This is a genomic window from Photobacterium satsumensis, assembly GCF_050336935.1.
GTDB classification, from domain to species: domain Bacteria; phylum Pseudomonadota; class Gammaproteobacteria; order Enterobacterales; family Vibrionaceae; genus Photobacterium; species Photobacterium satsumensis.
In genome coordinates this window covers 1,028,265-1,049,220 of the sequence record NZ_JAKJSK010000006.1, presented here as the reverse complement: position 1 = coordinate 1,049,220, position 20,956 = coordinate 1,028,265, and the positions used below count along the sequence as shown (strand labels likewise).

General features: G+C 44.1%; 20 protein-coding genes. 10 read left to right on the top strand and 10 right to left on the bottom strand.

Features of this window, described 5'->3' with window-relative positions:
• Positions 1-165: 165 nt before the first annotated feature.
• From bcsA to L4D79_RS04945, 4 genes are all read right to left on the bottom strand, one after another.
• Complete coding sequence (bcsA, locus tag L4D79_RS04960; RefSeq protein ID WP_428648166.1) at positions 166-2,397, bottom strand: UDP-forming cellulose synthase catalytic subunit; 2,232 nt, start codon at positions 2,395-2,397, stop codon at positions 166-168.
• A 2-nt stretch (positions 2,398-2,399) separates the two neighbouring features.
• Positions 2,400-2,921: a hypothetical protein gene (locus L4D79_RS04955; RefSeq protein ID WP_428648163.1), complete on the bottom strand. Its 522-nt coding sequence runs from the start codon at positions 2,919-2,921 to the stop codon at positions 2,400-2,402.
• A 330-nt stretch (positions 2,922-3,251) separates the two neighbouring features.
• Positions 3,252-3,692 (bottom strand): VOC family protein, encoded by a 441-nt coding sequence (locus tag L4D79_RS04950; RefSeq protein ID WP_428648160.1) that lies wholly within the window; start codon positions 3,690-3,692, stop codon positions 3,252-3,254.
• 42 nt (positions 3,693-3,734) lie between these two features.
• Positions 3,735-4,412, bottom strand: coding sequence for a type 1 glutamine amidotransferase domain-containing protein (locus L4D79_RS04945; protein ID WP_428648157.1), 678 nt, complete (start codon positions 4,410-4,412; stop codon positions 3,735-3,737).
• Positions 4,413-4,526: 114 nt separating this feature from the next.
• Between L4D79_RS04945 and L4D79_RS04940 the strand changes: the two genes are divergently transcribed.
• Positions 4,527-4,901, top strand: a complete 375-nt coding sequence (locus tag L4D79_RS04940; RefSeq protein ID WP_428648154.1) for a thiol-disulfide oxidoreductase DCC family protein — start codon at positions 4,527-4,529, stop codon at positions 4,899-4,901.
• Positions 4,902-4,946: 45 nt separating this feature from the next.
• Here L4D79_RS04940 and L4D79_RS04935 read toward each other — a convergent pair whose 3' ends face one another.
• Both L4D79_RS04935 and L4D79_RS04930 read right to left on the bottom strand, forming a co-directional pair.
• A complete protein-coding gene (locus L4D79_RS04935; protein ID WP_428648151.1) occupies positions 4,947-5,375 on the bottom strand; it encodes a MarR family winged helix-turn-helix transcriptional regulator in 429 nt (142 codons plus the stop codon).
• 23 nt (positions 5,376-5,398) lie between these two features.
• Positions 5,399-6,028: a cytochrome b/b6 domain-containing protein gene (locus L4D79_RS04930; RefSeq protein WP_428648148.1), complete on the bottom strand. Its 630-nt coding sequence runs from the start codon at positions 6,026-6,028 to the stop codon at positions 5,399-5,401.
• A 145-nt stretch (positions 6,029-6,173) separates the two neighbouring features.
• Between L4D79_RS04930 and L4D79_RS04925 the strand changes: the two genes are divergently transcribed.
• The 3 genes from L4D79_RS04925 to L4D79_RS04915 all read left to right on the top strand — a co-directional run bounded on the left by L4D79_RS04925 (position 6,174) and on the right by L4D79_RS04915 (position 8,532).
• Positions 6,174-6,662 carry a c-type cytochrome gene (locus tag L4D79_RS04925; protein WP_428648145.1) on the top strand — a complete coding sequence of 163 codons (489 nt, stop codon included), beginning with the start codon at positions 6,174-6,176 and terminating at the stop codon, positions 6,660-6,662.
• A gap of 112 nt (positions 6,663-6,774) precedes the next feature.
• Positions 6,775-7,962, top strand: coding sequence for an MFS transporter (locus tag L4D79_RS04920; RefSeq protein WP_428648142.1), 1,188 nt, complete (start codon positions 6,775-6,777; stop codon positions 7,960-7,962).
• A 114-nt stretch (positions 7,963-8,076) separates the two neighbouring features.
• A complete protein-coding gene (locus tag L4D79_RS04915; RefSeq protein ID WP_428648139.1) occupies positions 8,077-8,532 on the top strand; it encodes a dCMP deaminase family protein in 456 nt (151 codons plus the stop codon).
• A 343-nt stretch (positions 8,533-8,875) separates the two neighbouring features.
• Here the strand turns inward: L4D79_RS04915 and L4D79_RS04910 are convergent, their stop codons facing one another.
• A complete protein-coding gene (locus L4D79_RS04910) occupies positions 8,876-9,757 on the bottom strand; it encodes a patatin-like phospholipase family protein (protein ID WP_428648136.1) in 882 nt (293 codons plus the stop codon).
• Between the two features lie 102 nt (positions 9,758-9,859).
• Between L4D79_RS04910 and L4D79_RS04905 the strand changes: the two genes are divergently transcribed.
• On the top strand, positions 9,860-10,396 hold the full coding sequence (locus L4D79_RS04905; protein WP_428651708.1) for an O-acetyl-ADP-ribose deacetylase: 537 nt from the start codon (positions 9,860-9,862) through the stop codon (positions 10,394-10,396).
• A gap of 283 nt (positions 10,397-10,679) precedes the next feature.
• Complete coding sequence (locus L4D79_RS04900) at positions 10,680-11,225, top strand: hypothetical protein (protein WP_428648134.1); 546 nt, start codon at positions 10,680-10,682, stop codon at positions 11,223-11,225.
• Positions 11,226-11,291: 66 nt separating this feature from the next.
• On the opposite strand, the gene L4D79_RS04895 is transcribed toward L4D79_RS04900, so the two are convergent.
• Entirely contained in the window at positions 11,292-12,971 is a 1,680-nt protein-coding gene (locus tag L4D79_RS04895) for an RluA family pseudouridine synthase (RefSeq protein WP_428648131.1), read from the bottom strand.
• 425 nt (positions 12,972-13,396) lie between these two features.
• On the opposite strand from L4D79_RS04895, the gene L4D79_RS04890 reads away from it, so the two are divergent.
• Positions 13,397-14,236, top strand: coding sequence for an EAL domain-containing protein (locus L4D79_RS04890; protein ID WP_428648128.1), 840 nt, complete (start codon positions 13,397-13,399; stop codon positions 14,234-14,236).
• A gap of 107 nt (positions 14,237-14,343) precedes the next feature.
• Here the strand turns inward: L4D79_RS04890 and L4D79_RS04885 are convergent, their stop codons facing one another.
• Positions 14,344-15,744 (bottom strand): class II fumarate hydratase, encoded by a 1,401-nt coding sequence (locus tag L4D79_RS04885; protein WP_428648125.1) that lies wholly within the window; start codon positions 15,742-15,744, stop codon positions 14,344-14,346.
• A 272-nt stretch (positions 15,745-16,016) separates the two neighbouring features.
• Between L4D79_RS04885 and L4D79_RS04880 the strand changes: the two genes are divergently transcribed.
• The gene (locus L4D79_RS04880; protein WP_428648122.1) at positions 16,017-16,295 is read left to right on the top strand and encodes a PepSY domain-containing protein; all 279 of its coding nucleotides are present in this window, start codon (positions 16,017-16,019) and stop codon (positions 16,293-16,295) included.
• 97 nt (positions 16,296-16,392) lie between these two features.
• On the opposite strand, the gene L4D79_RS04875 is transcribed toward L4D79_RS04880, so the two are convergent.
• Complete coding sequence (locus tag L4D79_RS04875) at positions 16,393-17,784, bottom strand: alpha-amylase family glycosyl hydrolase (protein ID WP_428648119.1); 1,392 nt, start codon at positions 17,782-17,784, stop codon at positions 16,393-16,395.
• 365 nt (positions 17,785-18,149) lie between these two features.
• Here L4D79_RS04875 and glgC point away from each other — a divergent pair, with 365 nt between their 5' ends.
• Positions 18,150-19,367, top strand: a complete 1,218-nt coding sequence (gene glgC / locus L4D79_RS04870; protein ID WP_428648116.1) for a glucose-1-phosphate adenylyltransferase — start codon at positions 18,150-18,152, stop codon at positions 19,365-19,367.
• Entirely contained in the window at positions 19,357-20,874 is a 1,518-nt protein-coding gene (gene glgA, locus L4D79_RS04865; protein WP_428648114.1) for a glycogen synthase GlgA, read from the top strand. Before glgC ends, glgA begins: the two co-directional genes overlap by 11 nt.
• Positions 20,875-20,956 lie beyond the last annotated feature (82 nt).

The following is a 20,956-nucleotide window of genomic DNA, read 5'->3' as shown; positions in this document are numbered from 1 at the left end:
GCTGGTTATCCAAAATGGTTAGGGGAAAACTGAGCTTGTCCCACTGACCACGCAATGTTGAATCTTGTGCTTCAGGCAAGACAAAGCTAAGAGGTACATTGACTGTTTGTGCAAGACTCATGGCGGAGAAAAGTAGGCCACAAATTAGTATTAGATAACGTTTCATTAGCGTACATCCTGTGGTTTTCTTTCATTTTGCTCTGGTTGCTTGTCGGTAATGGGAGTATTGCGCGACACCGAGAGGGTATAGGCCAAGCTCTTAAAGCCAAGCAGAAAGAAGTGGGCAATAGCGTGTATTACCCCTCGGCGTTGCTGCTGCTCGAAGGCTCTACGTTTTGACCACTTTTCACTATCACCAAATGTCAAACTAGCTAACGTTTGCCATGCTCTAGTGCTACTTTCCAATACTTCACAATTTGCTGTTTGGCTGTTAGAGAGGTAATTCACATGACGTATACGTAATGCTATTCGTTGCGGCTTGACTTTCTTCTTTCTAGTTTCAGTTGGGCTCGGTTGCTCGACAAAACAGGTAAGCTCAATAATATCTGAGGGACTAAGGCTGTGTTTAAGTGATTTTATGGTGAGGTGTGCGCCATTCATGGAGGTGTCATTGATATTGGCTTGTGCAGTGCTATTTCCGACAGTGACAACCCCTGTGTTGCGACATGCTGAACGAGGCTCTGCGCGGCGCTGCTTTCTCTCAACTAATGCACCAAGGCAAACGAGGCACATTATCAAGTTAAAAGTATTGAATACTAAAACGACGGCCAATTGTCCCTGCTCAGCGGAATAATGATAAAAGCGATAGATACCAAGCCCTTCGGCAAAACCGATGATGGCCGTGGTAACAATGATCACAGGCATTAGGGGGGAAAAGTGGGTGTGGTTTGTCGTTTCCCCTTTAGGGGTTACCGCAAAGCTGGGCCTACGCGGATTGATAATGGCTGAGAGCACTGGAATGGCGAGGAAAATAGCCAAAATGGTTTCATAGAATTCTGAGAACAGTGTATTTCGATTTTTACCAAAAAGATGCTGGGTGACCAAAATGCTGATGACTAGGTGCGGTACTGCATAGGCAATGAAGTCATTAGCATTACCGACAAAGATCTGTAGGTCGAATAGCAAATAGCAAAGAGGGGCTATCAAATATATAACTCGGAAAATAGGGAAAAACCAAAAAAGCGTAGAGTTGAGATAGCACAGTTTCTGTGGAAAAGTCAGCCCTCGTTTCAGGAGCGGGTTGTTGAGCATTAATATCTGTAGCATACCCTGCGCCCAACGAGTTCGTTGCGTTACATAACTGCCGAAAGTATCCGGTGACAACCCGGCGATCATGGCCTTATTGATATATGCGCTGTCCCATCCTTTGGCGTGTATGTCCAGTGCTGTGTCGGCATCTTCGGTAATGGTACGCGTAGATATTCCACCGACATCCTCAAGTGCTTTACGGCGAATAATTGCAGCAGAACCACAGAAAAAACTCGCATTCCAGAAATCAAGCCCTTTGAGAATACCGTTATAAAACATCTCATTCTCTGACGGCACTTTGTCTTCAATCCCTAAATTTCGCTCGATCGGATTTGGAGTAACAAAAAAATGCGGTGTTTGGACAAAGCCTAAGTTTGGCTGTTGTTGGAATTGTCCGATGGTGTTTGTTAAAAAGTCTTTTGAAGGTACATGGTCAGCATCAAGGATGAGGATCAGCTCTCCGCTGCTATGTGGAAGTGCATGATTAATATTGCCTGCTTTGGCATGGGTGTTTTCAGGGCGAGTAAGATAGTGAACTCCTAATTGCTGGCATAATTGTTTGAGAGAGTTAGATCGAGAATATGCGGCATTGGCCTGATCTACATCCTTGTCATTGAGCTTTTGGGCCGTACCACCATCATCAAGCACCCATATATTAACAATGCCAGGGTACTGTAATTGCGTGGCTGCTGCGATGGTTGGGCCAACAACTCTAATTGATTCATTGTACGTTGGAATAAATACATCAACTGTGGGTAATGGTTTTTCTGTATTAATTGGTATTATGTCGCGATCACGATGCTTAGCATTGACAAAAATTCCTAATAAATAAATGGTGATGCCATATATTTCGGTGACAAGTAGAGCAAGGGCAAATGGCATATCTAGGCTACTTTCCCATGGCAGGGTTTGATCGTAGCGCCACCAGATATAGCGGATGGAAATAAAAGCTCCGGTTAGCAGCATGAGCAAATGCAAATAAGGCTTGTTATTGGCCGTCATACCCATGACAACGATGAAAAAGGCGCTGGCTGATAACCATAAATGGGTTTCCATCGAGACTTGTACTGTTGCTAGAGTGAATATGGCAAGGATAAGAATGCTGGCAGTGAGGCACTTCATCCATGATACTGCATTAAAAAAACGCATCGTTAAAACTCCTGCAGGTAAAAACTTGGTTTAAGCTCATCCAACCATTTGAGGCCATTTTGGTTTTCAGGTGTGCAATAGTGAATAAATACAGAAAGCCATTTATCCATTTTGCGAGTATGTTGTTGCGCGTAAGTGCATTTATCACCGTTTGGCTTTACATTGACCCAACGTTGGTAGGGACCAACGTCATTGTATTTTCGTTCTGGTGTGTGACTGGGAAGTGAGAAAGCAAATTGTGCTGGTGGTGCGTCAATGGGTTGATTGGATACGATTTGAATGAGTAAATTTTCGCCGCGCTGGTAAGTGTTATTTTCTAATTCAGACCAGTACCAGACCGTTTGGTTACGTTGCTGTCGGTAGTTTGACAGCAAATTGATACCCTCAGGATAGATAGGTAGTTGGTGGTCATGGATAGTTACAGGATCATCAAAGCTGTGGCTAACATACTCCTGATTTGTTAGCTGGCAGCCGCTTAACCATAATGTGCCTGCGGCGAGACAAGTTACTTTTAGCACCTTCATTGTAGCCTCCTTGAGTAACAATCCTCTCAGAAGTGCAAATTAATGACCAAGTTATTAATATCTCTTACCAAAAATTAAATGTGTAAAATAAATGATTGAAAGACAAAAAATTTATATGACTTTTTTGTTTGAGTGATTTTATTGATTTTGCGAAATGCAATTTACGGAATCTTTGTATATTGCATATTGATTATCAGAGTGATTGCAACTTGAGGCGTATTAATTATGAAGGTGACATCGCAACTAAAGGGGAAGGAGAGAGTGAAAGTATGGTTATAAGCGCTTTATCTTATATCAGATAAAGCGCCAATGGTAATAGCTAGCAGGCTATTACCATTTACCGGTATTTTCCATCGAAATCCAAGGTTCGGCAGGGGCTAGCGCTTCGCCTTTTTGCAGTAGCTCAATGGAAATACCGTCCGGTGAACGCACGAATGCCATATGGCCGTCACGCGGTGGGCGGTTAATCGTCACGCCGCTTGCTTGGAGGTGGGCACAGAGGTCATAGATATTATCGACACGGAAGGCCAAGTGTCCGAAGTTGCGGCCTTCTGTATATTCTTCTGGATCCCAGTTATAGGTCAGTTCAACCAGCGGCGCGCTAGTTGTTTTCGCATTTTCGGCATCACCAGGCGCAGCAAGGAAAACCAGAGTGAATCGGCCTTTTTCACTTTCTTTTCGGTTGGTTTCGATCAAGCCAAGTTTGTTGCAGTAGAAATCTAGCGATGTATCTAGATCGCTGACTCGTACCATCGTGTGTAAATATTCCATTGTTCATCCTGTTATTGTTCGATATTGCCTAGCGCCAAGTTACTATTCTAACAGTAATTCTGCAACGGCATCACCCACGCCTTTGGCCGATTGGGGGTTCTGTCCGGTGATGAGGCGACCATCGATAACAACGTTATCTGCCCAGGCTTCGGCAGCAACAAAGGTAGCATTGGTTTGTTTGAGTTTGTCTTCGAGCAAAAATGGCACGATGCCCGTTAATCCGATCGCCTCTTCTTCCTCATTAGTGAATCCAGTGACTTTCATATTGGCAATAAGGTGGTCACCGTTGGCGTAAGTCATATTGACCAGTGCGGCGGGTCCATGGCAAATGGCTGCGAGAACACCGCCTTGCTGATAAATAGCGATGGCGACACGTTTGACATGCTCATCATCTGGAAAGTCCCACATCGTGCCATGGCCACCGGCAAAGACGATAGCTTGATAGTCAGAAGGCATGGTGTTATTGAGTGAATGGCTATTCTTCAGCAGTTCAACCAGTGCAGGGTCTGCAAGGAAGCGTGCGTTGAACGCATCATCTTCATCCCAGCTCTTGGGATCCACCGGGGTTTCACCGCCAGCTATTGACACAATATCAACCTCTATCCCTTTATCGACTAAGGCATAGTAAGGATGGGTTAATTCGGATAGCCAGAATCCGGTGGTTACGCCGGTATTTCCCAGAGCAGCATGGCTGGTTAGGACAATGATTGCTTTTGCCATAATGTTACTCCCTCAAGTAAGAGATCAAACTTACAGCGAAAGCATAGTATACCCAGCTACCACTAGGTGCTGTTCTGTTTACACTTTAATGAGAGAGGGAAGGAGGCTTTAGAAATGACTGGAGAAAAGTTAACCATCTTTTACGATGGAGCGTGCCCGAGCTGTGTCGATGATCGGAATTGGTTTACGCGGCGACTGAGTCACCCAGACAATGTCAATTGGTGTGATATTACGGGAAAAGAGGATTACCTGAAGTCATTGGGGATAGATCCATATCTGGCAGTTAAAGAGCTGCATGTAATGAATGACAACGGCGCAATATATAAAGAATTGGATGCTTATATTTTGTTGTTCAAGCAGGTGTGGTACCTACGTCCTCTGGCATGGGTAATGGCTATTCCATTGGTAAAAAGGCAGTTGTCGCGTTGGTATAGAAAAACGGTTGATAGAAGATTGGCTGGGCAGGGCCGAATAGGGCAGGATAAATAACGGTCGGCGCTCTACTTTGCGCCAGCCCGTTATTATGTCTGAGGGTTATATAGCTTTTACCATTTTCTGCAATAACGTAATCAGCTGTTGTTGTTCATCGCCATCGAGGCAGCTGAGTGCCTGCTTATTGATTGCTAGCGGTATAGGTAGCAAGGTCGATTGCAATTCCCTGCCTTTGTCGGTTAGGAAAATACGGAAAGAGCGCCGGCTATGTGGATCATTTTGTCTTTCCACCAGTCCCAGCTTCTCAAGTTTATCGAGGGTTCGGGTAGTGGTTGAGTTTTCGACTTTGGATTTTTGAGAGATTTCAGTTTGGGTTACCCCTTCTTCTTCCCACAAACACATTAGTGTTGGCCAAAGCGCAATGGTTAGTCCGTGTTTCTTCAGTTCGGTATCGAAAGTCTTGGCGGCATTGTTGGCAACAACATTAATGAGCCACCCAAAACTGGACTGTCGGTCAAATTCTTGTTTCATAAGGCGGGATCAACCCTCATGGTTTATAAACTAGCAACTATTGCCATTGTAACTGATAGTGCAGCAACAAACAGTACCAACGCTTTTATATTACTGGCAAAGTGAAGAGTGACAGAAGGCATTCCTATATTGTGCTGCTGTTTTCCTGTGACCATGGCTAATACCAATGGCTTGTTACGTAACTTGTAAAAGAAAATAGCCGCGAGATGCGTGAATACAAGCCCCATCAATGCTTTGGCGGTAAAGAGATGTACGTTTTCGGCAGTACTATAAAACGGCTCATCCAAGATACTGTCAAGCATGCTGAAATTATCAAACCACCCTGTAAGCGCTAAGCCGCTTAAGCACTGCAACGTGAGTATTGTAAGCAATGCAAACACCATTAAAGCCCCAGCCGGGTTATGCCCAGGCTTAGATCTATATTTTCCTTTGAGATAGCTGATCACTATTCGTGGAGAATGAATAAATTGTGCGAAGCGGCTTGTATCACTGCCTACTATTCCCCAGCTTATCCGCCATAGTAATAGTGCAAATAAGGCGAGCCCGAAAGCGATATGTGGCCCTCCGCCATTGAATCCACTTAGTGCTAGAAGTGTAAAAAGAATAGCTTGTAGCCAATGATATAGACGCGTCGGTAAATCCCAAACCTTCATAGTTGTTCACCTTCATTTTATGTTGTTTGTAACAAGTGCCTCTGAATTTACACAGCAATAGTTGCAATTGCAACTATTGCCGTGTAAATTAATGCGGTCAGCAGTCGTCAACAGACTGGCAAGAAGGAAATGTGGGAGTATAGAAATGAAAAAGATGCACAAAAATAGTTTGATGTTGGGTCTAGCCCTAACTTTTTCAGCCGGTTCTATCGCGGTTGAAACCACTGAGCGAATAAACACTCAGGACGCCACAGTACTGACGTTCGAAGAGGCGATTTCACAGCGACAGTCAACTTTTGGGTTAATTGAACATGATGCTAAAGATATGGGGAAAGCGTTAAAAGCAAAAGAAGTGAACTGGGATCGCCTTGAACTGGCAGCCAAGAAACTGCATGAAGCCTCAACGCGTTTAGATTCATTATTTCCTGAAGGTAGCCTTGAGGGAAGCAAAGCCAAGGATAAGGTTTGGGATGATAATGTGAAGTTTGAACGCTTATTAAATGAAATGGATGACGGCTTTGAACTGCTTTACCAAGCAACGCTTGAAAAGGATAAAAGCGTTGCTCAACAGGGCCTTAAGCAGGCGCAGTCGACGTGCAAAGCTTGCCACCGTCAATACCGGTCTCGCTGGTAGCATGATTGAATTACATAGCCTTTTTTTACTAGACTGTTAAGCTAGTTGAATATTCGTTTATCAGTATATACCCGAGTACCTTGACGTTACTTGGGGATTAAGTAGGGAAGATATGTTAGCAACTCGTCAAGATCATAGCTGGAAAACACCACAGAACTTTTTGATCTTAATTTCAATTATCGTTCCGGTCGCATTTTCTAGTTGGCAGGCGTTACTCAATAATTTTGTTATTGAAGAAGCGGCTTTCACTGGAGCGGACATTGGCTTGTTGCAGAGTGTGCGAGAGATCCCTGGCTTTTTAGCATTTACCGCAGTTTTTGTTCTTATGTTCATCCGAGAGCAACGGTTCATGATTCTTTCGCTCGCAATGCTGACGTTAGGGGTCGCTATTACCGGTTTTTTCCCATCGGTATCAGGCTTGTTAATGACAACTCTATTGATGTCTACCGGCTTCCATTACTTCGAAACACTCAAGCAGTCACTCTCTCTGCAGTGGTTGAGTAAAGATGAAGCACCGGAAGTACTCGGGAAATTGATTTCGGTTGGTGCCCTCGCTTCTTTATGTACCTATGGTTCGCTGTGGCTCATGCTGGAGCAGTTTGAACTGCCATTTAAGTGGGTGTATTTAATTACCGGAGTAGCGGCTTTTGGTATCTTAATTTTTGTTGCTACGGCATTTCCGCAATTTAAAAGCGAAACAGCACAGACCAAGAAACTGGTATTTCGTAAACGTTATTGGCTCTATTACGCGCTGACGTTTATGAGCGGTGCCCGTCGCCAGATCTTTATTGTCTTCGCCGGATTCCTGATGGTTGAAAAATTCGGTTATTCCGCTGCAGATATCACCCTGCTATTTTTGATCAATTATTTGTTTAACTGGTTGTTTGCAAAAAAAATCGGACGATTTATTGGCCAAGTAGGTGAGCGCAAAGCTTTGGTGTTTGAATATGTTGGCTTGATAGTGGTGTTTGCTGGTTATGCCATCGTCGAACAAGCTGAAGTTGCGGCGATATTGTATGTTGTCGATCATTTGTTTTTCGCCTTGGCGCTAGCAATGAAAACCTACTTCCAAAAAATTGCGGACCCTGCTGATATGGCTTCTACCGCAGGTGTTGCATTCACGATTAACCATATTGCTGCGGTCGTGATCCCTGTTAGCTTTGGTTTACTTTGGTTAACTTCACCGTCTTCCGTGTTTTTGGCCGGTGCGGTAATGGCTGGGGTATCGCTATTGTTATCATTGAATATTCCCTCGAAGCCGAAGGAGGGAAACGAAGTAAGAGTGCTAGCTTGGCGATAATTCACCCAAGAAACCGGATGAATTCACATTCTATGACAAGGTCAGACTTGAGCAACACGCATAAGTTTTGCATCATAGACTCAAGTAATTTCGAAATACCATAAGGTAAAGAACATGATTTCTAAATGGGCAGTACGCTTTTTTCAAATGGCGGAGCTAGTTGGCTCATGGAGTAAAGATCCTTCTACACAAGTTGGTGCTGTTATTACCAAAGGCAACCGGATTGTTTCCGTTGGCTTCAATGGTTATCCCCACGGTGTTTCTGATAGTGCTGATACCGATGACCGTGAAATGAAGCTACTGAAAACGCTTCATGCTGAGGAAAATGCGATCTTGTTTGCCAAACGTGATTTGGCAGATTGTGATATTTGGGTAACACATTTCCCGTGCCCAAATTGTGCAGCTAAAATTATTCAAACCGGTATTTCAACCGTCCATTGTCCTGAACAGACCGAAGACTTCCTCTCTCGATGGGGAGATAAAATTCAAGTTAGTCAGGAAATGTTTGAGCAGTCCGGTGTAAAGGTGAATTGGTTGCCGCTAGATGAGCTTGATAGCAAAGTAAATTAATATTACCCCAAGTGTCTTTTGGGGATTATACCCAAGTTACCTCAAGGTGCTGGATTCAGAGGGTTGCCAGATCATTCAATGCAAGGCGAAGGTTTGCAGGAATGGCATTCCCTTTTAAAAAGCTTCAACGAAGGAGTGGATGTTCTGGCCCCCTCCCGAAGGGCGAGCTTTATAAGCTTGTATACTACGTTTTTGTTTTTTGATTTAGAGCCACTAGACCTTCAAAACAATGCCTTGTCTACAAGCTTATAAATTCTCGCTGAACCTGCATCTTGAAGTAGCTTGGGTATAGGTATATACAGAGGCTGCGAATGCAGCCTTTTTTTCATTTGTGCTATTAAAACTAGATGCAGAAATGACAGTTCTCTTCGTTTAATCCATGCCTACCCTGAAGATTAGTGATATGGTCTTCACCTGCGGTTAACCCCATCTGATACCCTTCATCCAAAATGGTTCGCTTCATCGATAATCGTTTGACGGCAAAAGACTCAGGCGGTGCAATGACTTTTACTACCGTACCTGCAGGTGGGTTTCGGATGAAATCCAACGAGGCATTATAATTTTCGGCTCTGTGCAGCATTGCATCTGCAACACTTGGATAACGAGATAATAGTTTCTTCATCAGCCAAGGGTGTTTCGTTGGGTTCATATGGTAACTCAATGGGTGCGAAAGAATGACCGTAATATCTCTCGCACCTCGGCGATAGGCTTCTTTAACCGGTATTGAATCAGCAACTCCGCCATCGGTGTAACACCCACCAGAAAAACAGGGTGGGGATTTAACCGCAATGGGTAAGGCTGATGTCGCAACCAAAGCGTCTTTAATATTTGATTCATTAATCTGATAATAATCAGCATGCCCATTGGAAACGTTAGTTACCGTGGCTAAAAAGGGAATTGAGTTAAACAGGCTCTGCTTATCAATTGGAAAACGACGATTAGATTCTTGCCACAGCCAATCTACATCAACCAGATCGCCGCCTTTTAAAAAGCGCTTGGGATTAAAGAACGTTTTAGTTGTTGCCAGCTCCGTGATCACGTTAAAGCTACGTTTGGGTTGATGAGAAAGGTATCCAACTAGGTTAGATGCCCCTGCGGAGACTCCAATAGCAAAATCATAGGGGTGAAAGTCGGAAGCCATAAAAGTATCAAGTACACCACTGGCAAAAATTCCACGCATCGCACCGCCTTCTACAATTAATGCGCGGCTGTTTTCAAAAAACATACAAACCTCAATATCTCTGTTACGCGCTAAGATTACGCTTAGATGCTCTGAAGCGATATTTGGTTTTGGTTATCGTTGCAATCAGTAATTTCTAACATTCCGATGGCAGGGGACTGTGAGGGGGCTATGTCGATCCAAATTATACAAGGGGATATCATGACTGCATGTGTTGATGCAGTCGTCAATGCAGCTAACCCAACAATGTTAGGAGGAGGTGGTGTTGACGGTGCCATTCACCGTGCAGCTGGCCCTGAGTTGTTAGAGGAGTGCCGTCAGGTACCGGATATTGACGGTGTTAGGTGTCCATTTGGCGAAGCAAGGATCACAACAGCAGGAAAATTGGCAGCAAAATACGTTATTCATACTGCGGGCCCCATTTATGCGCAGTCACCAGTCCCCGAAGATATCTTGGCTGCATCTTATCGAAATGTGCTTCGATTGGCGTTGGAAAGTGGCTGCAAAAGCATTGCTTTGCCCGCGATATCATGTGGCGTTTATGGTTACCCCATTCATGAAGCAGCAGAAATAGCGATAAGCGTTTGTTCTGAAGAGGAGTTTACTCACCTCAAAAAGACTTTTTACCTATTTAGTGAAGAAATGGTGGGGGCTTGGCAACAGGCATTATACCGAAGGGAATGAAATGGCTTGGGGATAAATGGCTATGAACAGGATTAGCAACAAACTATCCCCAGAAATTGTGGATAAGTTATTCTTGTCCAGGTGAAATCGAGAGGGTATTGATTGTTAGATCAAGAATAATAAACAATATTATATTTTATGTCTGTGTTTTAACTCTATGTTAATGGCTGGTTTGTTGTTTTGTTATAGTGTTTGATTCTGTTTCAGCCGGCGAAAACGCTTGTTTAGTCAGGTGTTCCCCATTAGTATCTACGCCGAATTTTACCTTTGTGGAGAGACTTGAATGGACTTTATCGTAGAAGTGCTTGGCTGGACCAGTGTTGCTTTTTATATATCACTGACTATTTTCAACAGTATGAAGGCGACGCGTTTTGCTGCGTTTGGTTCTGCTGCGAACGATACTGTCTGGGCTCTACTGATGGGCTGGTACCCGAAGGTAATTCTTAACTTAGCTGTGGCAAGTGTTAACTCTTATCGTTATGCGAAAGACTTCATGAAAGTCTCCAAGGTGCTGCTGATTGCACTGGGTAGCGTAATGGCTGCGGGTATTAGCTACATCCTATATGTTGCGGTCTCTTCTTTTGTTGCTGAGCCAACGTTGGCAGTGGGATTCCAGTTCCTTGATTTGGGTATAATTCTTACTGCAATTTATATGACGAGCCTGCGCAAGTACCGAGTTCTTATGCTGATGTCTGGTTTTGTCGGTATGGTGGGTTACTACGGCAATCCTCAGATGATGATCATCAAAGCATTGGTTATCGGTATCATGTCTTATAAGCTATATAAAAACCAAGATGATAGCGCTCAAACGGTAGCTGCTCAGTCTTAATCTATTTTCTTTAAAAAAGCCCCGGAACTGGTTAGGTTCCGGGGCTTTTTTTATACTCGATATGATTTAAAACTCAGCGTCGACTTGGAAGGTCATTGGCTCACTGGTGATCGGGTGGATTAACTCTAACAGCTCGGCATGTAAATGGAGACGATTGGTTTTAACACCATACAAGTCGTCGCCAAGGATCGGCATGTTTAAGCCTAAAGAGTGAGCACAATGAACACGCAGCTGGTGAGTTCGACCCGTTTTCGGGTATAGATGTACCTTAGTATGTTTGTCGCTTCGGCTGATCACTTCCCACTTGGTTTCAGCTGGCTTACCGTGCTCTTGGCACACTAACTGGCGTGGCCTGTCATCCAGATCCCCGCGTAATGGCAGGTTAATAAAGCCATGATCAGCTTCCAATACTCCGTCAATCATTGCGATGTATCGCTTCTTGACAGTTCGCTGGATGAACTGTTTCTGTAGGCTTTTATTGGCTCGCTTTGAAATAGCAATGACCATCAAGCCCGATGTCGACATATCCAAACGGTGAACAATCAATGGGCCTGTTGCATCAGGAAACTGCTGTTTCATCCGTAAATACACTGAATCTTCAATGGTTTTACCCGGTACAGATAAAAATTCAGCTGGCTTGTTGACCACTGCCATATCTTCATCTTGGTAAACAATCTCAATGCTTTTGCCTTCTGCAGGGTTATTCAGCAGCGGGTTGTCGTCAAGCGCTATACCTTCAAGCATATGAGTAAGAATTGGCAGGCATTTCCCCTGACAAGCTGGGTAATAGTGTTTGTGCCGGCGGATTTCTGATTTTGGTGAGCTGCCCCACCAAAACTCAGCCATTGCAATGGGTGTCATGTTGTTCTTGAAAGCAAACTGCAACAGTTTGGGTGCTGCGCACTCACCTGCGCCTGCTGGGGGAACACCTTGGGCTGTGCCGACGAATAGCTCACCAAGGCATTTATCTTCACCTTTACTGTTTAGGAAGCGGTATTGTTCAAAGAGCTGTTGTTGCAATGATGAAGAGAAATTACGACGCTCTTCAATTAAAGGGGTAATGACACCTTGTAATAGATCCAGCTGATCTTGCTTTTCCGCAATTTTAGCTTCCCAATAAAGCTTGAGATCGCGTAGTTGGAGTTTTTCAACCACGCTTTCTTGGCTCAGCTGGTTTTTTAGCGCGTTTCGTGTTTCTGGATCCATGTCTGCACTGTCAGCGCGTTTTGCTTTGCGTACTTTCCTTGCTTCGACCATGTTGCTGCGATGTGTCGCAAGCGCATTACTTGCAGCGACTTGGGCTTCTTTCAACGCCTGTTTAGCAGTAGCGAGGTCAGGGTTAGCTTCTAGCTTTTTAATCTTCTGACTAAGCTCATTGAGTTTATCTTGGCCGCTTAGAAAGAAGCTGCCTTCTTCGAGCATATCGAAAACGGGTGGGACAAAATTAGCCAGTAAGTTTTGATTTGCTATTTTTCCGGAGAAAGCTGACAGGAAGCCGATTTTTCCTTGCTGATTTTTAACCAGCAACACACCAAACATTTTCCCGATAGCGTTCTCGGTATCACCATCAAGGCCAAAATTATGCTGCCAGTCTGTTTGTGTCTCAAGGTGTTGTTGTAGTTGTTCTGCGGCGACAAGACACAATGGGTGTGGCTCGTAGTAGAACGGGTATGTAAAACGCTCGGGCAGTTCATAGTGCTCGATAGAAGACGTAAAAGGCGTAAAACAATGTTCCGTGGCGTGCATAAGCTGATCTATGATGAAGTAATCCAGCCCTATCAAGTCCTATTGGTACTGATAGGGAATAAGGGCGGCAATTCTACCTGTTCGACGAACGGAGATCACCTTTCGTCAGCATTTTCAATGAAAGTGGTTGTAAACTCGCAGAAGTATATGCAAGTTGTTGCTTTTCTAGGGAGGCGCTTCATTATGTAGTTTACTATTTAAGTCGATGTTAATAACAAATTGCGAGAGATAACCTTATACTCAAGCACCTCGAAGTTACTTGGGTGCAAGTAATAAATTGCTCCTTCTCGGTAGGTTGAATTGTCAGGATATTGTAAATACTCTGAATAACGATAAGATGTGGTCTAACCTATTTTAAATAGTTGATAATTTAATCACTAATGGCGATTTAATCGACAGTGCCATTTATTAGGGCAGTAATCTCAGTGGATAAAATTTTAAGAACAAGAGAAGACATAGAACGTCACCTCTTACGTCAAGGAGAGGGTCAGTATATTGCAATATATCAAGGTCTTGTTCTTAAAAGCGCCTTTCAGCCCATAGTAAAAATAGATGGAAGTGTATTTGCCTATGAAGCTCTAATGAGGGTGTATAACAATGGTGGGGGATTAGTGAACAATGGAGAGTTATTAAATTACTATCGGGGAAACCCTGTTCATCTAATGAATATTGACCGCCTTGCTCGGGTAATCCACCTTAGAAACTTCTCTCATTCCCATCTATCGACCAACCTATTTATTAATATGATGCCTGTCACCATCTTATTTTGTGAGAGTGAGGGGCTTGTTGATTCTGTCTTGTTGCCTCGAATCTATGAGCTGGGCTTAAAGCCGGAACAAGTATTTATCGAGATCATAGAGCACCACACAGACGATGATATAGCTTTGGCGAGAGCTATTCGCCACTTGAACCAGGCCGGTTTGAATATTGTCATTGACGACTATGGGGTTGAAGGGTCTTCCGAACAACGTGCTCGGTCAGTGTCGCCAAACATAATAAAGGCTGATAGTTCCTTATTGGCAGAATACCTGCAGGGACATACTCAACCGCTTCTCAATGTTTTCTCGCTGTGTCGAGAACTGGGGGCGAAGCTCATAATCGAAGGGGTTGAAGACTTAAGGGGGTATCATGCGGCAATATCACTTGGAGCCGACTACCTTCAGGGCTTCCATGTCGGTTTTCCACAATATGTACAAGAGCCGAGTCCACAAGCGTTACACCAGAACCAGGGGAACTCTGGGGGTAACGTCGACCAGCCAAGCTAAGGGGCTGCAGGATTCAGAGGGTTGTCAGTAAATTCTCGCTGAACCTGCATCTTGAAGTCGCTTGGGTATAGATATTATTGCTCAGTGGGTTCGCTATATTTCTTGAGTCAACCTTTACGAGACTTATCTGCAACGCCTCCCTGAGTCAAATGGCATGGCTCTAGCAATTTTTCCAATTCATCTCTGCTAATGTCTGTTTCTTGCTCGGCAACATCAAGAATATTACGTTGCTCCTTGTACGCTTTTTTTGCTATTTCCGCAGCTTTTAAGTAACCGATAATCGGATTGAGCGCTGTAACAAGAATTGGGTTTCTGGCAAGTGCTTCGTTAAGCGTATCTTGCTTGACGCTAAATGAGCTAATTGCCTTATCAGCTAGGAGTACAAGAGAGTTAGCAAGAAGCTCGATACTTTGTAATACGTTATAGGCAATGACAGGTAGCATGACATTAAGTTGGAAGTTACCTGACTGCCCTGCGATTGAAATCGTTGTGTCGTTGCCCATGACTTGCGCAGCAACCATGGCTGATGACTCAGGGATAACCGGGTTTACTTTACCCGGCATGATTGACGAGCCGGGCTGCAATGACTCTAATTCTATTTCACCTAAGCCAGCCAGTGGACCGGAGTTCATCCACCTCAAATCATTACTGATTTTCATCAAAGCGACGGCGGTTGTTTTGAGTTGGCCGGATAAGCTAACGATGGCATCTTGACTGCTGAGGTTATAGAAGAAATTATCACTTACCGTGAAATCGACTTCTGTCGAGACGGATATATTGTTGGCAAAGATAGCAGGGAATTCCGGTGCTGAATTGATACCGGTACCGACAGCGGTTCCACCTTGGCCTAATGCGATCACGTTATCCAAAGCCATCACTATCCCTTGGCGGGCTTTGATCAGTTGTGTTTGCCAACCTTCCATTTCTTGCCCCAATGTCACGGGCATAGCGTCCATTAAGTGGGTTCTCCCCGTTTTGGCGATGTGCCCGATGGCGGCCACTTTCTTGTCGAGAGTGTCAATGATGTGATCAAAGGCTGGAAGTAATTGTCGATGGCAGGCAAGTGCTGAGCTTACCTGTATCGCCGTGGGAATGACATCGTTGCTGCTTTGGCCCATGTTAACATCGTCATTGGCACTGACTTGCTCTACTAATTTGCTAGTGGCTAATGTTGCAATGACTTCATTGGCATTCATATTTGAACTTGTGCCTGAGCCCGTTTGAAAGATGTCGACTGGAAATTGCTCTAAATGCTGACCATCTATGATCTCCTGGCAGCTATCGATGATGGCATGGGCTTTGTCAAAATCCAGTAGCTCTAATTCGAGGTTGCTTCTTGCTGCAGCTTGCTTAATAAATGCTAATGCTTGAATGAACAGGTTGGGCATAGGGATGCCACTAACGGGGAAGTTATCAACCGCGCGTTGGGTTTGGGCTCTGTAAAGCGCCTTGGCTGGGACTTTCACTTCCCCCATGCTGTCAACTTCAGTGCGGTATCGTGATGTCATGGTGCCCCCCTACGGAAACAGAAATGAAGGTGTTATCGACAAGCTTAGATGTAATTCGTAAAACTGAGAGAATTTGCTAAGAATTGACTTGCACAGTAGAAGGAATGGGTAAAATCCAACAAATGAAGCGATGCAAAAACAATTTAAGGATCATACTCAGTAATAAAGATAAAAAATGCGTGATGAGTTTCACACCTTACATGCCGTGTAAGCAAGCTATTGCCTGCACTTTTGTTATTATGCGCTGAGTAGTATTAGTTACAGGTGGATGTATGAAAGTATTGTCGAAATCTCTGTTAGCGGTGCTTACAGTGAGTTGTATTTCTCTGCCTGTCTATGCCGATCCGGTAGAGCGTTCTGCTTCACCCGAGTTGACTGTGCCAAAGGCGATGAGAATGCTGCAAAGTCATGGATATCACGATTTTCGTAAGATAAAAGTCGAACGTGATGAGCATGAAATTGAAGTAGAGGCAAGAAATGCCGATGGCCACAGGGTTGAGATTGAAATGGATCTCTTCAGCGGTAAAATTCTGGCTGTTGAGCGCGATTAAGATTTTACCTCATTGACTGTGAATCGCTGAAAGCCGCGTAAACACTTCTTGCTACAAGCAGGGGATACGCGGCTTTTCTATTAACTGATTTTGATGATTAATCTAGCAAGCCTGTAAGAACTAACATCACACAGCTTTGTGCGCTAAGTGTGTATTGCTGAGTTATTTTCTCTGTGGCTAAGGTTTCATTTTCGTCTGAGTGCATCAGGAGCGAAAACTCACCGGCTGGCAATGTTATGCTTAAAGGCTGGTCTCCTCTGTTGATAGCAACAATCCCTTTATCAGCACGGCTAAAGACCAAATGATCTTCGCCCTTTGACATTATTGTCATAGGCAGGGATTGCATCAAGTTATGGAAGCTGATCATTTGGGCGAGTACAGGATCGTTCCAGTTATCTTTCCATCTAGGCAACCCTTGACTGTCATTGATCTTGCTAGTGTTCAGGTCACTATAGACCAGTGGTGCACCGCCATCTCGTCCTAAAATATAGCAGTAGGCGAACAGCTCATGACGTTGAGCCATCACTTGATCCAGGAAAACGTCATTGTTTGGAATATCATGAGTGATGGCAAAAGTAATCGCTCTGTCATACGCCAACGCTTGCCCTACCGAGTAAGGATTGCTTAATTCAGACATTGGCTGACCTTTTTCAAACACATTGTGCATGGCATGAAATAGCGGAAAGTCGTAGGCACCTAAGCTCGTCCCCTTCAAGTAGGGGGCCAAAAAAAGCTCATACTCTTCTTTTGTTGCACCACCATCAGTGATGATTTCACCAAAAATGTGAACATCTGCGCTAATCTCCGTATCCCAGACCAATTGAATATGTTCGAGGGTTAAATGCTTGGCTGCATCAATACGGAAACCTTTTATACCTAATTGTTTTAGGCTGTTGATGTAATATCTCTGTTGCTTTACTACATTTTGGTTGCATTTTAGCGTCGGTAAACCGGGATCTTCATTGCCACCGCTGATCCTACCGTGCTGAACTTCCCACGGATCTGTCCAATTTTTGATTGGGAACGCTTTGATAAAATCCCGCTCAGTAAATAAGGGCTTAGTTAGATCTCCAAATAATTTCAGATCTTCATAATTTTCTGCTGATTGCTGATATTCATCCATCACCTGCTTAGATGGGAAGCATAGATCCTGCCTGAGATGTGATTCGTTGGCCATATGATTGAAGACAACATCAACATAAACATGCACGTCATGTTCTTTTAATATTGCCGTCATCTTACGGAAATCTTCGGTGTTACCCAGCTGGTTGTCTATCACTCGATAATCTTGTGGCTGGTAGCGTTGCCACCATTCTGTGCCATCTTCATGCTTGTATGATTTCAGAGGAGGAGAGACAAGAACGGCTTTATAGCCTGCTTTCGCAATGTCTTTAGCATACTGCGTGACTCGATTGTACGGCCAGTCAAAGGCGTGAAGAATGACATTGGTCGCGTTGATTTTCGTCTTAGTAGTATTGCGGGTTGTCATGGTTTGTGTCCCTTCAATGAACTGAGCGCAGTCTATCGCTAGTTGTTGAAAAAGTATTCAGCTGTTTGACTAAAAAAAGGGGAGGAGGTGTGGGGGAGTAGTCAGCCTACCATTACTAGAATGTATAAAAATAGAACGTACTGTAAACAAAATAATATTTTGTTGGTATTTTTTTGTTGTTTGGTTTATTGATAGTTCTACCACTAGGGATGAGGTGGTAGTAGGTGAAGTAAAAATCAGCGTTCAAAATGTAATAAAACAATATTTTTGAAACTATTCACCAAATTTCATTGCAAGCCTATTCTAATCCCCCATTGGAATATGGTATATATGACTACGATTGCTTACTAACAAGGAGGTACACCATGGCTGGTGTTTTAGGAATGATTTTAGCAGGTGGCGAAGGTTCACGTCTGCGTCCATTAACAGATACGCGAACTAAACCTGCGGTGCCATTTGGTGGCAGTTACCGCCTTATCGATTTTGCACTGAACAACTTTTTGAATGCTGACCTGATGAAGATTTACGTTCTGACTCAGTTCAAATCTCAATCTTTGTATGTGCACATGAAAAAGGGCTGGAATGTATCGGGGATCACAGGGCGTTTCATTGATCCTATTCCAGCACAAATGCGTATGGGTAAGCGCTGGTATGATGGTACTGCAGATGCCATCTACCAGAATATGCGTTTCATGCAGCTAGAAGAACCTGATCAGGTTTGTATTTTTGGTAGTGACCACATTTATAAGATGGATGTTAAGCAGATGCTTGATTTCCACCTTGAGAAAAAAGCGGATCTAACCGTTGCTGCTCTGCGGATGCCTTTAAGTGAAGCCAGTGCGTTTGGTGTTATCGAAGTTGATGAAAACGGTTGTATGGTTGGCTTTGAAGAAAAGCCTGCTAACCCGAAATCAATCCCAGGTGACCCTGAAAATGCACTTGTTTCAATGGGTAACTACATTTTCGAAACCGATGTGCTTTGCCAAGAGCTTGAGGAAGATGCTGTTAACGAAGAGTCAAGTCATGACTTTGGTAAAGACATTATCCCTAAGCTCTTCCCGCAGGGTAAAGTTTTCGTTTACGACTTCATGACCAATATTATCCCTGGCGAGAAAACAGCGGGTTACTGGCGCGATGTGGGTACCATTGAGTCCTACTGGCAAGCCCATATGGATCTTCTTTCTGAAGATGCGCCTTTCTCTCTATATAACCGTCAGTGGCAGCTTCACACTTATTACCCACCACTACCGCCAGCAACGTTGCTAGATAGCGATGATTGCAAGGTTGATACAAATAACTGCATGATCTCAGCGGGTAGCTATATCCGTGGTGCTAAAGTGTACAAATCTGTGTTGGGTTTCCGTACCAATGTTGATCAAAATACGATGATCAGCGAATCAATCATTCTTGGCGATGTGAAAATTGGGGCAAACTGTTCAATCCGTCGTGCAATTATTGATAAGAATGTGATGATTGCACCGGGTACGGTTATCGGTGAGAATCTAGAAGAAGATAAGAAGCACTACCATGTATCTGACGAAGGAATTGTTGTGATACCAAAAGGAGCAAAAATTGGTTACTAGGAAGAAATCTAACTCGAAGCCACTGCAGATATTGTTTGTAGCTTCAGAGGTAGACGGATTGGTTAAAACAGGAGGCTTGGCGGATGTTGCCAAATCACTGCCAGCTGCTCTAAAGGAATTAGGGCATGATGTGCGTGTAGTGATGCCTCTTTATCGCAAAGTACCTAATGGTGCAGAAGCGGTTGAACTGCTGGATACTGAATTACAGGTATCTACCCAGCCACAACCTGTGTCGTATAAAGTAAAACAGCTGCACAATGGTGATGTACCTGTTTATACCGTCGATGCCCCAATGTATTTTGACCGTCCTGAGCTGTATGCGGAAAACAATGAAGGGTACCGTGACAACGGTGAACGATTTGCTTTCTTGAGTGCTGCCGCCTTGGATATGTGTGAAAAGTTGGGTTTCAAACCTGATGTTGTTCACTGTAACGATTGGCACACTGGCCTTATTCCGTTCTTGTTGAAAACTCGCTATGCCGAAGATGCGTTTTATGCTGATACACAAAGCATTATTACCATTCATAATGCTGTGTTCAAAGGGACGTTCAATTACAACCAGTACAGCTTGATTCCAGAACTGATTCAAAAGCGTTATCTTCAATTAGAAGATGGTGCTGCCAATATCAGCATGCTTAAAGCGGGTGTGGCATTTGCAGATAAAGTGAATGCAGTTAGCCCGAATTATGCAAAAGAGCTGCTGACAGAGCTTGGATCGCACGGTATGGCTGCTGATTTCCAGCACCGTTCTGATGTGCTTTACGGGATCGTGAATGGCTGTGATTATGGTGATTGGAGTCCGGAAACAGATCCGTATATCAAACAGCACTTCAAAGCGAATAAAGTCAGCCTTGCTCGTGGCAAGAAAGCGTGTAAGCGTGACTTGCAGCAGAAGGTGAATTTACCTCAGACTGATGTGCCGGTTTACGGAATGGTTTGTCGACTAACAGAACAAAAGGGGATTCAATATCTTCTACCTGTTCTTCGTGACTTCTTGGTTAACGATGTACAGATTGTGCTAGTTGGTAGCGGTGATCCGAAATTGGCTGATGCACTGCGCGAAATCAGTGCCGAGTTTGCTGATAAGTTTGCGTTTATCGAAGCCTATGACAACCCATTAGCCCACTGTGTAGAAGCCGGCTCGGATTTCTTCTTGATGCCTTCTCAGTTTGAGCCTTGTGGCCTGAACCAGATCTACAGCCTTGCGTACGGCACTTTGCCAATCGTCCGTGGTGTTGGCGGTTTGAAAGATACGGTTATTGATTATGATGACACACCTCAGGTGGCGACCGGGTTCATTTTTGATGCACCGACGCCAGAGGCATTGCTGATCAAGATGCAGCGTAGCTTGTTGCTCTACTGCCAGCGTCCTCAAGAGTTCAAGCGCCTGCAGCAAAATGCGATGGCTTGCCGCTTTGAATGGAAAGACGCCGCAGAGCAATACTTACGTATGTACTTAGGTGAAGAAGAGTCTGTGCTTGAAAAAAAGCAGTTTGAGAATGCCTAACTTTTAGCTTAGGTATGCTTAAATATTGATAAAGCCCTCATTATGAGGGCTTTTTCGTAGGGTTAGGTCGTTTGAAAGGCGA

What these genes read in the sequence shown, in the direction of transcription:
- L4D79_RS04940 (WP_428648154.1), top strand. Translation starts at nt 4,527, where the DNA reads ATGACTGGAGAAAAGTTAACCATCTTTTACGATGGAGCGTGCCCGAGC.
- L4D79_RS04895 (WP_428648131.1), bottom strand. Translation starts at nt 12,971, where the DNA reads ATGCACGCCACGGAACATTGTTTTACGCCTTTTACGTCTTCTATCGAG.
- L4D79_RS04900 (WP_428648134.1), top strand. Translation starts at nt 10,680, where the DNA reads ATGGACTTTATCGTAGAAGTGCTTGGCTGGACCAGTGTTGCTTTTTAT.
- L4D79_RS04930 (WP_428648148.1), bottom strand. Translation starts at nt 6,028, where the DNA reads ATGAAGGTTTGGGATTTACCGACGCGTCTATATCATTGGCTACAAGCT.
- L4D79_RS04945 (WP_428648157.1), bottom strand. Translation starts at nt 4,412, where the DNA reads ATGGCAAAAGCAATCATTGTCCTAACCAGCCATGCTGCTCTGGGAAAT.
- L4D79_RS04950 (WP_428648160.1), bottom strand. Translation starts at nt 3,692, where the DNA reads ATGGAATATTTACACACGATGGTACGAGTCAGCGATCTAGATACATCG.
- L4D79_RS04885 (WP_428648125.1), bottom strand. Translation starts at nt 15,744, where the DNA reads ATGACATCACGATACCGCACTGAAGTTGACAGCATGGGGGAAGTGAAA.
- glgC (WP_428648116.1), top strand. Translation starts at nt 18,150, where the DNA reads ATGGCTGGTGTTTTAGGAATGATTTTAGCAGGTGGCGAAGGTTCACGT.
- bcsA (WP_428648166.1), bottom strand. Translation starts at nt 2,397, where the DNA reads ATGCGTTTTTTTAATGCAGTATCATGGATGAAGTGCCTCACTGCCAGC.
- L4D79_RS04925 (WP_428648145.1), top strand. Translation starts at nt 6,174, where the DNA reads ATGAAAAAGATGCACAAAAATAGTTTGATGTTGGGTCTAGCCCTAACT.
- L4D79_RS04920 (WP_428648142.1), top strand. Translation starts at nt 6,775, where the DNA reads ATGTTAGCAACTCGTCAAGATCATAGCTGGAAAACACCACAGAACTTT.
- L4D79_RS04910 (WP_428648136.1), bottom strand. Translation starts at nt 9,757, where the DNA reads ATGTTTTTTGAAAACAGCCGCGCATTAATTGTAGAAGGCGGTGCGATG.
- L4D79_RS04905 (WP_428651708.1), top strand. Translation starts at nt 9,860, where the DNA reads ATGGCAGGGGACTGTGAGGGGGCTATGTCGATCCAAATTATACAAGGG.
- L4D79_RS04935 (WP_428648151.1), bottom strand. Translation starts at nt 5,375, where the DNA reads ATGAAACAAGAATTTGACCGACAGTCCAGTTTTGGGTGGCTCATTAAT.
- L4D79_RS04955 (WP_428648163.1), bottom strand. Translation starts at nt 2,921, where the DNA reads ATGAAGGTGCTAAAAGTAACTTGTCTCGCCGCAGGCACATTATGGTTA.
- L4D79_RS04880 (WP_428648122.1), top strand. Translation starts at nt 16,017, where the DNA reads ATGAAAGTATTGTCGAAATCTCTGTTAGCGGTGCTTACAGTGAGTTGT.
- L4D79_RS04915 (WP_428648139.1), top strand. Translation starts at nt 8,077, where the DNA reads ATGATTTCTAAATGGGCAGTACGCTTTTTTCAAATGGCGGAGCTAGTT.
- L4D79_RS04875 (WP_428648119.1), bottom strand. Translation starts at nt 17,784, where the DNA reads ATGACAACCCGCAATACTACTAAGACGAAAATCAACGCGACCAATGTC.